9 protein-coding genes are annotated in these 14,131 nt (G+C 75.1%); 8 read left to right on the plus strand and 1 reads right to left on the minus strand.

What is annotated here, in order from left to right:
- The first annotated feature begins 48 nt into the window (after window positions 1-48).
- The 8 genes from tkt to BTM25_RS28730 all read left to right on the plus strand — a co-directional run bounded on the left by tkt (window position 49) and on the right by BTM25_RS28730 (window position 10,691).
- Complete coding sequence (tkt, locus tag BTM25_RS28695) at window positions 49-2,166, plus strand: transketolase (protein WP_103566785.1); 2,118 nt, start codon at window positions 49-51, stop codon at window positions 2,164-2,166.
- A gap of 39 nt (window positions 2,167-2,205) precedes the next feature.
- Complete coding sequence (tal, locus tag BTM25_RS28700) at window positions 2,206-3,324, plus strand: transaldolase (RefSeq protein ID WP_103566787.1); 1,119 nt, start codon at window positions 2,206-2,208, stop codon at window positions 3,322-3,324.
- Window positions 3,325-3,478: 154 nt separating this feature from the next.
- Complete coding sequence (locus tag BTM25_RS28705; protein ID WP_103566788.1) at window positions 3,479-5,128, plus strand: phosphoheptose isomerase; 1,650 nt, start codon at window positions 3,479-3,481, stop codon at window positions 5,126-5,128.
- A 70-nt stretch (window positions 5,129-5,198) separates the two neighbouring features.
- On the plus strand, window positions 5,199-6,911 hold the full coding sequence (gene zwf, locus BTM25_RS28710) for a glucose-6-phosphate dehydrogenase (RefSeq protein WP_407923418.1): 1,713 nt from the start codon (window positions 5,199-5,201) through the stop codon (window positions 6,909-6,911).
- Window positions 6,912-6,913: 2 nt separating this feature from the next.
- On the plus strand, window positions 6,914-7,942 hold the full coding sequence (locus tag BTM25_RS28715; protein WP_103566791.1) for a glucose-6-phosphate dehydrogenase assembly protein OpcA: 1,029 nt from the start codon (window positions 6,914-6,916) through the stop codon (window positions 7,940-7,942).
- Window positions 7,939-8,688, plus strand: coding sequence for a 6-phosphogluconolactonase (gene pgl, locus BTM25_RS28720; RefSeq protein WP_103566793.1), 750 nt, complete (start codon window positions 7,939-7,941; stop codon window positions 8,686-8,688). Before BTM25_RS28715 ends, pgl begins: the two co-directional genes overlap by 4 nt.
- A gap of 95 nt (window positions 8,689-8,783) precedes the next feature.
- On the plus strand, window positions 8,784-9,977 hold the full coding sequence (locus BTM25_RS28725) for a L,D-transpeptidase (RefSeq protein ID WP_103566888.1): 1,194 nt from the start codon (window positions 8,784-8,786) through the stop codon (window positions 9,975-9,977).
- A gap of 54 nt (window positions 9,978-10,031) precedes the next feature.
- On the plus strand, window positions 10,032-10,691 hold the full coding sequence (locus BTM25_RS28730) for a response regulator (protein WP_103566794.1): 660 nt from the start codon (window positions 10,032-10,034) through the stop codon (window positions 10,689-10,691).
- Here the strand turns inward: BTM25_RS28730 and BTM25_RS28735 are convergent.
- Window positions 10,688-14,077: a hypothetical protein gene (locus BTM25_RS28735; protein ID WP_103566796.1), complete on the minus strand. Its 3,390-nt coding sequence runs from the start codon at window positions 14,075-14,077 to the stop codon at window positions 10,688-10,690. The genes BTM25_RS28730 and BTM25_RS28735 overlap by 4 nt on opposite strands.
- Between the last annotated feature and the right edge of the window lie 54 nt (window positions 14,078-14,131).

Raw genomic sequence — 14,131 nt, forward strand, 5'->3', positions numbered from 1 at the left:
CCGACCCGACGATTACGTACAGCGGTTGTGAGAGGAGCCTGGCGTTCCGTGAGTGGGGACAACAGCACGTTTGAATGGTCCGAGCTGGACCGACGGGCCGTGGACACGATCCGTGTTCTCGCCGCGGACGCGGTGGAGGCCGCCGGTTCGGGGCACCCGGGCACGGCGATGAGCCTCGCGCCCGCCGCCTACCTGCTCTTCCAGCGGTTCCTGAAGCACGACCCGACCGACCCGGACTGGGCCGGACGCGACCGGTTCGTCCTGTCGTGCGGGCACTCCAGCCTGACGCTCTACATCCAGCTCTACCTGTCCGGCTACCCCCTGACGCTGGACGACCTGAAGTCGCTGCGCAAGTGGGGCAGCCTCACGCCGGGTCACCCCGAGCACGGGCACACGGCCGGCGTGGAGACCACGACCGGGCCGCTCGGCCAGGGCATCGCGAACGCGGTGGGCATGGCGATGGCGGCCCGGCGCGAGCGCGGCCTGTTCGACCCGGACGCGGCGCCCGGCACGTCCCCCTTCGACCACACCATCTGGGCGTTCTGCTCCGACGGCGACATCGAGGAGGGCATCAGCCACGAGGCCAGCTCCCTCGCCGGTCACCAACGGCTCGGCAACCTGGTCGTCCTGTACGACGACAACCACATCTCGATCGAGGACGACACGGCGATCGCGCTGTCGGAGGACGTCCGCGCCCGCTACGCCGCCTACGGCTGGGACGTCCACCACGTGGACTGGACGGCCGACGGCGACTACTCGGAGAACGTCGCGGCCCTCGCGGCGGCGTTCGAGGCGGCCCAGGCCGAGACGTCGCGCCCGTCGTTCATCGCGCTGCGGACGATCATCGGCTGGCCCGCGCCGAACAAGAAGAACACCGGCAAGATCCACGGCTCGGCGCTCGGCGCCGACGAGGTCGCGGCCACCAAGAAGATCCTCGGGTTCGACCCGGCCGAGACGTTCGCGGTGGCGCCGGAGGTCCTGGACCACGCCCGCGCCGTGGTGGACCGGGGCCGCGCCGCGCACTCCGCGTGGGGCAAGGCCTACGAGGCGTGGCGGACCGCGCACCCCGAGCGCGCCGCCGAGTACGACCGCATCGCGACCCGGACGCTGCCCGGCGGCTGGACCGAGGCGCTGCCGGAGTTCGAGGCGGGCACGAGCATCGCGACGCGCGCCGCGTCCGGGCAGGTCCTCGCGGCGCTGGCGCCGGTGCTGCCGGAGCTGTGGGGCGGCTCGGCCGACCTCGCCGAGAGCAACAACACGACGATGAAGGGCGAGCCGTCCTTCGTCCCCGAGGAGTTCCAGACCAAGGAGTTCCCCGGCGGCCCGTACGGGCGGACGCTGCACTTCGGCGTGCGCGAGCACGCGATGGGCGCGATCTGCAACGGCATCGCGCTGCACGGCGGGACGCGCCCCTACGGCGGCACGTTCCTGATCTTCTCCGACTACATGCGGCCCGCGGTCCGGCTGGCGGCGCTGATGAAGCTGCCCGTCACCTACGTGTGGACGCACGACTCGATCGGCCTCGGCGAGGACGGCCCGACCCACCAGCCGGTGGAGCAGCTCTGGTCGCTGCGGGCGATCCCGGGCCTGGACGTCGTCCGGCCCGCCGACGCCAACGAGACGGCCGTCGCGTGGCGGACGATCCTGCGCCACACCGACCGTCCGGCCGGGCTCGCGCTGACGCGGCAGAAGCTGCCGGTGTACGACCGGACGAAGCTGGGGTCCGCCGAGGGCGCCGCCAAGGGCGGGTACGTGCTGGCGGACGCGTCCGACGGCCGTCCCGAGGTGATCCTCATCGCGACCGGCTCGGAGGTCGAGATCGCGCTCGCCGCCCGCGAGACGCTGGAGGCCGACGGCACCCCGACGCGGGTCGTGTCGATGCCGTGCGTCGAGTGGTTCGAGGAGCAGGACGACGCCTACCGCCAGGAGGTGCTGCCGCCCCGCGTCCGCGCTCGCGTCTCGGTCGAGGCGGGCATCGCGCTCGGCTGGCGGATCTACACCGGCGAGTACGGCGAGGCGGTGAGCCTGGAGCACTTCGGCGCGTCCGCCGACTACAAGACGCTGTTCGAGCAGTTCGGCCTCACGGCCGAGCGGGTCGTGGCCGCGGCCCGGTCGAGCCTCATCAAGGCCGGCCGGGACGGCAAGGGCTCCACGACGGGGAACTGACCGTTCCGCGCCGTTTCGCGAGACTCTGGAGAGGAAGCGATGAGCGAGACGCTGAAGAGGCTTTCCGACGCGGGCGTGTCCATCTGGCTGGACGACATCAGCCGGGAGCGCCTGCGGACGGGCAACCTGGAAGCACTGGTCAAGGACAAGCACGTGGTGGGCGTGACGTCCAACCCCACCATCTTCGCCAAGGCCCTGTCGCAGGGGTCGGCCTACGACGGCCAGGTCCGCGACCTCGCGGTGCGGGGCGTGGACGTGGAGGAGGCCGTCCGGGCGATCACCACCTACGACATCCGGTGGGGCTGCGACGTGCTGCGTCCGGTCTATGACCGCACCGACGGGTTGGACGGCCGCGTGTCGCTGGAGGTCGACCCCCGGCTGGCGCACGAGGCCGAGCGGACGGTCGCCGAGGCGCGCGCGCTGTGGTGGATGGTCGACCGCCCGAACCTGTTCATCAAGATCCCGGCGACCGAGGCGGGGCTGCCCGCCATCACGGGCGCGCTGGCCGAGGGCATCAGCGTCAACGTGACGCTGATCTTCTCGCTGGAGCGCTACGCCGGGGTCATCGACGCGTTCTTCGCGGGCCTGGAGCAGGCGAAGGCGAACGGGCACGACCTGGCGACGATCGCGTCGGTGGCGTCGTTCTTCGTCAGCCGCGTCGACACCGAGATCGACAAGCGGCTGGACAAGGCCGGGTCGCCGGACGCGGCGGCGCTGCGGTCCAAGGCGGGCGTGGCGAACGCCCGGCTGGCCTACGCGCTGTACGAGGAGAAGTTCGGGTCGGACCGCTGGAAGGCGCTCCAGGAGGCGGGGGCCCGGCCACAGCGCCCGCTGTGGGCGTCCACCGGCGTGAAGGACCCGAACCTGCCCGACACCCTCTACGTGGACCAGCTCATCGCGCCCGGCACCGTGAACACGATGCCGGAGGCGACGCTGGACGCCGAGGCCGACCACGGCGACCCCGCCGGGGACGCGGTCACCGGCGCCTACGACGACGCGCGGGCGCACATGGCCGCGCTGAAGGACGCCGGCGTCGACTACGACGACGTCGTCCGGGTGCTGGAGGAGGAGGGCGTCGAGAAGTTCGAGGCGTCCTGGAAGCAGCTCCTCGGCTCGGTCGAGGACGAGCTGAAGAAGCAGGCGGGACCCGCCGCCTGACATTCGGTGGAGGCGGGACGGCCGATTGCGGCCGTCCCGCCTTCGGCGTCTCCGCGAGCCTCCGCGGCACGGGCCTTGCGCCCCGTTTCCAGAAGATCGCGCACTGGGTCGCGGATGCCGCTTCTCTCCTGGAACGATGGGGGCAGGAGGAACGGTGCCCGGATTCGACGTACTGACGCGCGGCGACGTGCTGCACGCCGCCCTGAAGGCGCGCGACTACCTGGTGAGCTGCGGCGTGCCCGGTTCCCTCGCCGCCAAGGACCCGCGGCTGTGGGGGCGGCGCGCGGTCGACCACAGCAGGCTCGGCTGGCTCGACCTGCCGTCCGCGTCGCGCGGCCTGCTCGCGCAGGTGGACGGCCTCGTCGCCGACGCCCGCGCGTCCGGGCTCGACCACGTGGTGCTCATCGCGGTCGGCGCCGAGGCCCTCGCGGCGCAGGCGATCGTCGCCGCGCGCCCGCCCGGGGCCGGCGGCGAGCTGACGGTGCTGGACGGCGGCGACACGGCGGGCCTCGGCTTCACGCTGGAGCGGCTGGACCGGACGCTCGTCGTCCTTGCCAGCAAGTCGGGCGTGTCGCTGGAGGGGGACGCCTACCGGCGCATCCTGACGGCCGCGTTCCGCGAGCGGGGGCTGTCGGAGAAGGAGATCGCGGCGCGGTTCCTCGTCGTCACCGACCACGGCAGCCCGCTGCACGGCTTCGCGCGGCAGTGCGGCTACCGGATCGGGCTCACCGACCCGTACCTGCCGGGGCACTTCGGCGCGCTGTCGGCGTACGGGCTCGTCCCGGCGGTGCTGGCCGGGGCGGACGCGGGGACGCTGCTGGACGAGGCCGCCGAGGTCGTCCCGTCCCTGTCGCGCACCGAGGACAACCCGGGCCTGCTGCTCGGCGCGATCCTCGGCGGCTGCGCCCAGCAGGGGCCCGAGGGCCTGGCCCGCGACAAGCTGCTGCTGCGTGAGCGCGGCGGCCCGGGGCCGCTGACGGCGTGGATCGCCCAGCTCCTCGCGGTCGGGACGGGCAAGCGCGGCCGGGGCGTCGTGACGTTCGAGCCGCCCGGCGTGCCGCGCGCCTACCCGGACCTGCACGCCGTCGCGATCAACCCGGCGGGCGCGGCGGGCGAGGACGACGACACCTCGGTGTGGGGCCCGGTCGGCGCGCAGTTCCTCGTCTGGGAGTACGCGACGGCCATCGCGGGCTGGCTGCTCGGCGTGAACCCGTTCGAGGCGGGCGGCGCGTCCGCGCAGGACGCCGAGGACCAGGCCGCGACGATGCTCCAGGCCACGGCCGGCGGACGGCCCGTCGTCGGGCGCCCGGTGGCCGTGGACGGCGACATCGAGATCCACACCGACCTGGCCTGGCGCGGCGGCTCGGACCTGGAGTCGGTGCTCACCGCGCTGCTGGACCGCGTGCCCGGCACCGGGTACCTCGCGGTGGCCAGCTACCTGTCCGGCGAGTTCTCCGGCCGGTACCTGGCGCCGTCGCTGGCGCGCGGGGCGCGGCGTCCGGTCGCCTACGGGCCGGGGCCGGGGTACCTGCACGCGACCGGGGCCGTCCACAAGGACGGGCCGGGGACGGGCGCGTTCCTGGTCGTCACCGGCGACCCGCCCGCGGGCGACCCGCTCGGCGACCTCGCGGTCCCGGGCCGTCCGTACGGTCTGGCGACGCTCCAGTTCACCCGGGGCGTCGCCGAGGCGCGGGCGCTGCGGCAGCGGGGGCTCCCGGTCGTCCATCTGCACCTGCGCGACCCGGTCGGCGGGGCCGGACGGCTCGCCGCCGCGGCCCGCGCCGCCGCCGTGGCGCTGTCGTGATCCGGCGCCCGGTGTACGCGGGATCACGGCGGGTAGGCCGCCGACCCGCTGCCCGCCCCGTGACACGGGGATGGGATTGCCGTGGCCCGGCCATCGGGAAGGATCGACCCGAGAGGGGCGTGGTCCCGGTCCGGGCGGGCCGGCGCTCGCGGCCGGCCGTCCCGGCGGGCGGACGCGAGGACGGCGAAGTTGCAAGAGTGGGCGCGAGACGCCCACGCCTAGGGCCAAGAGTGCGAGAAGAGGGGGCGCCCACGTGACCACCACACCCAATCCGCTCCGGGATCCCCGGGACAAACGGCTGCCCCGGGTCGCGGGGCCGAGCGTGCTGGTGCTCTTCGGGGTCACCGGGGACCTGTCGCGCAAGAAGCTCCTCCCGGCCATCTACGACCTGTCCAACCGCGGCCTCCTCCCCCCGGGCTTCTCGCTGGTGGGGTTCGCGCGGCGCGACTGGGACCACCAGGACTTCCGCCAGATCGCCTACGAGGCCGTGAAGCAGCACGCCCGGACGCCGTTCCGCGAGGACGTCTGGGAGCACCTGGCCGAGGGGATGCACTTCGTCCCCGGCGAGTTCGGCGACCCCGGCGCGTTCGAGGCGCTGTCGATGGCCGTGAAGGAGCTGGACGAGAGCCGCGGCACGGGCGGCAACTACGCGTTCTACCTGTCGATCCCCCCGAAGTTCTTCCCCGAGGTGGTCGAGCAGCTCCGCAACAGCGGGCTGGCCAACAGCGACGGCTCGGGCGGGTTCCGCCGGGTGGTGATCGAGAAGCCGTTCGGGCACGACCTGGCGAGCGCGCAGGAGCTGAACGCGACCGTCCACCGGGTGTTCCCCGAGGAGTCGATCTTCCGGATCGACCACTACCTCGGCAAGGAGACCGTCCAGAACATCCTGGCGCTGCGGTTCGCGAACACGATGTTCGAGCCGATCTGGAACCGCGGCTTCGTGGACCACGTGCAGATCACGATGGCCGAGGACATCGGCATCGGCGGGCGCGCGGGCTACTACGACGGGATCGGCGCCGCGCGCGACGTCATCCAGAACCACCTGCTGCAGCTGCTCGCGCTGACGGCGATGGAGGAGCCGACGTCGTTCAGCGCCGAGGCCGTCCGCGCGGAGAAGGCGAAGATCCTGTCCTCGGTGCGCGTCCCCGGCGACCTCGCGCTCAGCACGGCGCGCGGGCAGTACGCGGCGGGCTGGCAGGGCGGGCGCAACGTCAAGGGGTACCTGGAGGAGGACGGGATCCCTGCGTCGTCGCGCACCGAGACCTACGCGGCGGTCAAGCTGGAGATCGAGAATCGGCGGTGGGCGGGCGTCCCGTTCTACCTGCGGACGGGCAAGCGCCTCAGCCGCCGCGTGACCGAGGTCGCGATGGTGTTCCAGAAGGCCCCGCATCAGCCGTTCTCCCACACCGACACCGAGGAACTGGGCCAGAACGCGCTGGTGATGCGCGTCCAGCCGGACGAGGGCATCACGGTCCGGTTCGGGTCCAAGGTGCCGGGCACGTCCATGGAGATAAGAGACGTGAACATGGACTTCGCCTACGGGGAGTCGTTCACCGAGTCCTCGCCGGAGGCCTACGAGCGGCTGCTGCTGGACGTCCTCATCGGCGACCCCCCGCTGTTCCCCCGGCAGGAGGAGGTCGAGCTGTCCTGGCAGGTCCTCGACCCGATCACCGACTTCTGGGCGGGGCGCGGGCACGTCGACCAGTACCGGTCCGGGGGCTACGGCCCCGACAGCGCGGACGAACTGATGGCGCGCGACGGGCGCGCGTGGAGGCGACTCTGACGATGAACATCGACCTCACCGGGACGACGACCCGGGCGATACAGGACGCGCTGACCCAGGCCCGGCACCTGATGGGCGGCCCCGCCGTCGGCATGGTGCTGACCCTGATCATCGTCACCGACGAGTCGGCGCAGTACGACGCGGTGCGGGCGGCGACCGAGGCGGCGCGCGAGCACCCCTGCCGGGTCCTGACCGTGATCTCCCGCGACGCGCGCGGCAGTTCGTCGCGGCTGGACGCCGAGATCCGCATGGGCGAGACCGGGCCGGGCGAGACCGTCCTGCTGCGCATGTACGGGCCGCTCGCCGAGCACGCCGACTCGGTCGTCGTGCCGCTGCTGATGCCGGACACGCCGGTGGTGACGTGGTGGCCGGGCGGCAAGGTGCCGAAGGCGCCCGCGCTGGACCCGCTCGGGCGGCTGGCGTCGCGGCGCGTCACCGACGCCTACGCGGCGCGCGACCGGCTCGGCACGCTGGCGCGGCTCGCCGAGGGCTACCGGCCGGGCGACACCGACTTCTCGTGGACGCGCATCACCACGTGGCGGACGCTGCTGGCCTCGATCCTCGACCAGGACCACGACCCCGTCACCGGCGGCTCGGTGGCGGCCGAGCCGGACAGCCCGAGCGCGGAGCTGCTGGCGTCGTGGCTGTCGGTGCGGCTCGGCGTGGACATCATGCGCGAGGTGTCCGACGGCCCGGGCATCACTGGAGTGACGCTGACGACGACCGGCGGCGACCTCGTGGTGTCCCGTCCGGACGGGCGGGTCGCCACGCTCGCCCGGCCCGGCCAGCCCGACCGGCGGGTGTCGCTGCTGCGGCGCCCGATGTCGGACCTGCTGGCCGAGGAACTGCGGCGGCTCGACCCCGACGAGCCGTACCAGGAGGCCGCCGAGCGGTTCGCCAAGGACCTGTCGGCCGCCGCCGAGACCCACACGCCGCCGATCGGCCGCACCGAGGAGGCCGCCCGCGCCCAGTCCGAGCGTCCGGGCAAGCGGTCGACGTCGCGCAGCACCAAGAAGGCGGACGAGGCGTGACCGCCGCCGCCCCGGAAGTGGTCGTCCACCCCGGCGCCGACGTGCTCGCGGCGGCGGTCGCGGCGCGGCTGGTCGCGAGCCTCACCGACGCGCAGGCCGCGCGCGGCTCGGCGTCGGTGGTGCTGACCGGCGGCGGCGTCGGGACGTCCGTGCTCGCCGCGTTGGAGCGCTCCCCCGCCCGCGACGCGATCGACTGGGGACGTCTGGACGTGTGGTGGGGCGACGAGCGGTTCCTGCCGTCCGGCGACCCCGAGCGCAACGAGACGGGCGCGCGGGAGGCGCTGCTGGACCGCGTCCCGCTGGATCCGGCGCGCGTCCACCCGATGCCCGCGACCGACGGCCCGGACGGCGACGACGTCGACAAGGCGGCGGCCCGGTACGCGGCCGAGCTGCGCGGGAGCGACGGGCTCGTGCCGTCGTTCGACGTCCTGCTGCTCGGGATCGGCCCGGACGCGCACGTGGCGTCCCTGTTCCCGGGGAACGCCGCGCTCGGCGACGAGGGCGTCGTGACGGCCGTCCGCGACTCCCCCAAGCCGCCGCCGACCCGGATCTCGCTGACGTTCCCCGTGCTGCGGGCGGCGCGGGAGGTGTGGGTGCTCGCGGCGGGCGCGGGCAAGGCCGAGGCGGTCGGCCGGTCGCTCTCGGGCGCCGACCCGGCCGAGGCGCCCGCCGCCGGGGCGCGCGGACGGCACCGCACGCTGTTCCTGCTCGACGCGGCGGCGGCCGCCGAGGTCCCGCGCTCCTGATCCCGGTTCCCCGACCCGGGGACGCGCTCCCCCGTTCGCCGCATACCCTGGCGGGCGGGGGAATCCGCGTGGGCGGGATCCGCGAGGAGGCAAGCGTGCAGAGGGGTCAGGCGGTCACGGCGGGCGCGGTCATCGCCGGAGCGGTCGTGCTGGGAGCCGCCGGGTGCTCGTCGGGGGGCGGCGGCGGGACGAGCGGCGGCGCGGTGAAGGCCGCCGAGGCGCCACCGCCCGCGATCACCCCGGCGAACGGGACACAGCAGGTCCAGCCGGACCAGCCCGTGACGGTCCAGGCGAAGGCGGGACGGCTCACCGAGGTGACGGTCGCCGACGCCAAGGGCGGCAAGGCGGCCGGGACGCTCGCCGCCGACGGAAAGACGTGGCGGACGACGTGGGGCCTCAAGCCGTCCACCACCTACACGGTGACGGCGAAGGGCGACGCGGACGGCAAGCCCGTCACGGCGACGTCCACGTTCACGACGCTGAAGCCGGCGAAGAAGCTGGAGAGCGGCATGTCGCCGCTGGAGGGCGAGACGGTCGGCGTCGGGATGCCGGTGCAGCTCCTGCTGTCGCGCTCGGTCGCGACGAAGGCGGCCCGCGCGGCGGTCGAGCGGTCGCTTGAGGTCAGGATGTCCACGCCCGTCGAGGGCGCGTGGAACTGGATCAGCGACCGGGAGGTCGACTTCCGGCCCCGGACGTACTGGCCGAGCGGCGAGAAGGTCCGGGTCGTCGCGCACCTGGCCGGGTTGAAGGTCGCCGACGGCGTGTACGGCACGAAGGACCGGACGCTGAACTTCACCGTCGGCCCCCGGCACATCACCAAGGTGGACGCCAACGCGCACGAGGCGGTCGTGACGTCGGGCGGCTCGACCGTCCGGACGATGAAGGTGAGCCTCGGCAAGCCCGGCGACGACAGCTACTCCGGCACGATGATCGCGCAGGAGAAGACGCCGCACATGGTCATGGACTCGGCCACCACCGGCGACCCCGGCGCGTACCGGACGCCCACCGACTGGAATGTCCGCCTGACCTACAGCGGGACGTTCGTCCACGCCGCGCCGTGGTCGGTCGGCTCGCAGGGCAACGCGAACGTCAGCCACGGGTGCGTGAACGCGTCGCCGACCGACGCGAAGTGGTTCTACAACTTCACCAACCGGGGCGACGTCATCCAGATCAGCGGCACGACCCGGAAGCTCCGGTTCGGCAACGGGCCGACGCCGTGGGCGAAGTCCTGGCAGGACTGGCTCGCGGGCAGCGCGCTCGGGAAGTCCGTGACGGGCACGAAGCTCTGACGCCCGGTGTCCGGCCGGGCCGCGCGGGCCCGGCCGGGCCCTTAGGGTGATCGCGTGGACACTCCCATCCGCGTGCTCATCGTGGACGACGACGCGCTCGTGCGGACCGGGCTCTCGATGATCCTGTCCGGCGCCGGGGACATGACGGTCGTGGACAGCGTCGGGGACGGCGCCGAGGTCATCCCGGCCGTCAACCGGCACCGGCCCGACGTCGTCCTCATGGACATCCGGATGCCCCGGCTCGACGGGCTCGCCGCGACCGAGCGGCTGCGGTCCCGCGCCGAGCCGCCGGAGATCATCATCTTGACCACGTTCGACACCGACGACCACATCGTCGGGGCGCTGCGCGCGGGCGCGGGCGGGTTCCTGCTCAAGGACACCCCGCCCGAGGAGATCCTGCGGGCCGTCCGCCGGGTCGCGGCCGGGGAGCCGATGCTGTCCCCGGACGTGCTGCGCCGCATGATGACCTACGTCGCCGACACCGGCGCGGACCCGCGCCGCGAGCGCGCGACGGCGCTGCTGGACCGGCTCACCGGCGGCGAGCGCGCCGTCGCCGACCTGGTCGGCCTCGGCCGCACCAACGGCGAGATCGCCCGGGAGCTGTCGCTGAGCGTCGCGACGGTCAAGGCGCACGTGTCGCGCATCCTCGCCAAGCTGGAGCTGAACAACCGCGTCCAGGTGGCGCTGCTGGTGCGGGGCGTCGAGCCCGGCTAGCCGCGCGCGGCGAACCAGGCGGCGGCGCGGGCGACGTCGGGGCCTTCGGTCCACAGGACGGCCGGGTCGTCGGGCATCATCAGCTCGCGCAGCCGGGTCCGGACGCCGGTGGACAGCGCCGGGCGGCCGGTGCCGGCGATCTCGGGCGGGACGTCGCCGGGTTCGCCGAAGCAGGCGTGCGCGGCGTCCGCGCGGGAGATCCCGGCGCGGTCGGCCAGGTCGAGCGCCCAGGCGGGGTCGGGCGGCAGCGGGCCGCGTTCGGCGAGCAGGCGGCCGAGGGCGGCGACGGCGTCCGGGGAGCCCCAGCCGTGGCGCAGCCGGGCGTTCCACTCCCAGCCGGGCGGGACGGTGTCGGTGAACTCCCCGTCCGGCGTGTAGCGGAGCGCGGTGGCGGGGCGGTCGCCGCGCAGGATCACGAGCGCCGAGTCCGGCAGCCGCCACACCTCGCCGCCGTGGCCGTCGCCGGGTCCCGTGAGCCGCACCTCCGACCACCGGCCGGTGCCGTCGCCGAGCGGAGTCGCGGCCCAGGCGCTCAGCTCGTCCAGGTCGCGGGAGCGGGCGTAGGGCGTGACCCACGGCCAGACGACGCCGAGCGCGAGCGCGCCGAGCCGCAGGAACGGCAGCGGTCGGCGGTCGAGGTCGGGGAGGTCGGTGACGTGGACTTGTCCCGGCGGCCGTTGCATCGCCCGCTCCAGGACGTTCGCCAGCGCGCGTCCCCCGGCGACGATCCCGGTGAACCGGCGGACGGGCGGGCCGGGCGCGGGCGCCAGCAGGTCCGGGACGCCCGGGAGGCCCAGCGCGGCGATCCGGTGCAGGCAGCGCGCCGCCAGCGCGGCCTGGTCCAGGACGGCCGTCCGCAGGCCCGGATCGGTGATCTCGGGCAGCAGGGCGTCCAGCCGCCGCGCGGCCTCCACCGGGCCGATCAGCGCCGCCTCGGCCAGTTCCCGCGCGGCGGCGCGGCCGATCCGGCGCAGCACGGCCGATCCGGCGGGGTCCACCGGCCGCAGATGCGGCCACCAGCCGGGCGGCGGGACCGGCGACCCGTCGCGCGCGACGGCCTGGACGATCCCGAACGGCACCCGGGCGGTCGCGGTGCCGTCCGGCGCGTGCAGGGTCAGCCGGCCGTCTCCGGCGCGCACGGTCGTGGGCCGGTCGGCGCCGGGGAACGTCACCTCGGCGGTCGCCGCCGGGGCGGGTCCGAGGTCGGCGGTGTCCGGGTCGCGGGTGAGCAGCGCGTCGCGGTCGTCGGTGACGCCGTCGATCCGCAGGGTGCGCCAGGCGCCCGCCGTCCGGTCGTAGGTGGATGTGCGCAGGGCCGTCCCGTCGTGCCAGAGCAGCGGGCCGTCGTACCGCGCGGGCGGTCTCCGGTCCGGGAACAGGGGCGGCACGGGGACGGGCTCGGCGAGCAGTTCGCCGTCCGGGCCGTAGACGCGGGCGCGGCCGAGATAGTCGTCGGTGACGGTCAGGCGGTCACCGTGCTGGACGACCATCACCGGGTGGCTCGCCCGGACGGGCACGGGCCGTCCGAACGGGAAGGTCAGCTCGGCGGGCAGGCCGGTGCGCAGCGCGGCGGCCAGGGCGTCCACCGGGTCGGTGACCGTGAGACCGTCGGCGGCCTCGGGGAGGCCCGCGCAGGCGGCGGGCGCGAGTTCGGCGAGACCGTCGTCCAGGGCGGGCAGGCCGCCGCGCGCCGCCCGCTCGCGCGCGGCGTCGATCCGGGCGCGCAGCAGGGCGGGGATCGGGTCCTGCGCCGTCCGGATCCGGTCCAGGACGGTCGTGTAGTCGACGTTGGCGTACGTCCCGATGTCCCGGAGGAACTGGCCGAGGCGCAGGGAGAACACCTTCCGGGAGCCTTCGCCGTCGAGGCGGAAGGCGGCGAAGTCGGTCGCGGTGTTCCAGCCCGGGTCGCGGCCGGGTTCGGGTTCGGCGGTGCGGGCGACGTCGCGCGGCACGTCGGCGGACGGGACGCCCGGCGCGAGCGCGGCCCGCTCCAGCAGCCGCCGCAGCGCCGGTTCCGGGCAGCGGGCGCCGACCGTCGCGAACCAGGCGGCGGGGAGGACGGCCCCGGCGTCGGCGAGCATCCGAAGCCACAGCCACCGGGTCCGCTCGCCGTCCGGGCGGGGCCCGGCGGGCTCCGCCGCGACGAGCGCGGCCAGGTCCGCCGCGTCGGCGCGGGCCAGCGCGACCACGGCGGAGCGCACGGCCTCCCACACCTCGCGCGGCGCGGTCCGCAGCGCGCCGCTGCGCAGGAGGCTCGCGGCGTCCGGCGTCGTCCGGGGACGCCAGCACAGCTCGGGCGGCACTCCGGTGCGCAGCAGGTCCTCGTCCAGCAGGGCCGCCCAGGACGGGCGCCAGCCGGGGGCGCGGCGCGCGACCTCGGCGCGCAGGGCCTCGACCTGCGCTTCGGGCAGGTGGTCCTGCTCCCACCAGGCCGGAAGGTGGTCGTAGACGCGCTCGACGGTGACGGCGTCGTCGGCGACCCAGACGCGGGCGTGCGTCCAGCGGCCCCGCTCCGGATCGGCCTCGGCCTCCCGCCAGGCCGTCAGCAGGTCGGACAGGTCGGGGTCGAGCCAGCCGCCGGACGCGGCGGCGTAGGCGAACCCGCGCCGCTCGTGGCCGACGTAGGCGGCCGTGACGGCGCCCGCCGCGCGCACCCATTCGACGACCGCGTCCAGCTCCGGGCCCGGCGCGGGCGCGGGCCGCTCGCGTTCGGCCGCGTCGCGCATCGCCAGCGCGAGCACGCCGCCGGCCTGGGCGGGATCGGCGAGCGGGACGCGGCGGCCCGGCGGCTCGCCCGTCCCCGCCGGGATCTCCGGACGCTCCGCGCCGGGGCCGACGCCCGCCCGCTCGGCGACGGCGAGGGCGGCCGTGACGTCCGGTGCGTCCGCCAGCGCCTCGATGACGGCCCGGTCCACGGTCCCGGCCCGCGCGGCGTCCAGCAGGGCTTCCAGGGCCGCGCCGGGGTCCTCCACGTCCGCCAGGTCGAGGTAGAGGTCCTCGGTGGTTCCGTCGACGTAAGCGACGCTGTCCGCCAGGTGCTCCGGGAGCGGCGCGTGGGACCAGGACGTGCCGTCCCACCACCGGACGAACCCCAGCCCGGAATCTTCGTCCAGGAGCCCGACGAGCAGGTCCCACGGCAGCCAGTCCGGTCCCCCGCCGAGGACGTCCACGGGCGGCGCGTGGAAGGCCGCCCTGCCGCTGCCGTACAGGACCGCGCGCCCGCCCGCGATCCGCGTGATCGCCCACCAGCCGTCGCCGGTGTCGCGCAGCCGCAACCCGTCCGGCCGCACGTCGAACCCCGCGTAGGACAGCTCGGGGACCGCTGCGGCGAGGACGGCCATCGCGGCGGCCTCGGACCAGACGGCGTCGGGAGGGGGCAGGGGCACGGGAGCAGCCTTCCATGATCGCGGCGCGGACAAGACCGTGGACGCTCGGCGCGA

This window comes from Actinomadura rubteroloni, assembly GCF_002911665.1.
Taxonomy (GTDB): domain Bacteria; phylum Actinomycetota; class Actinomycetes; order Streptosporangiales; family Streptosporangiaceae; genus Spirillospora; species Spirillospora rubteroloni.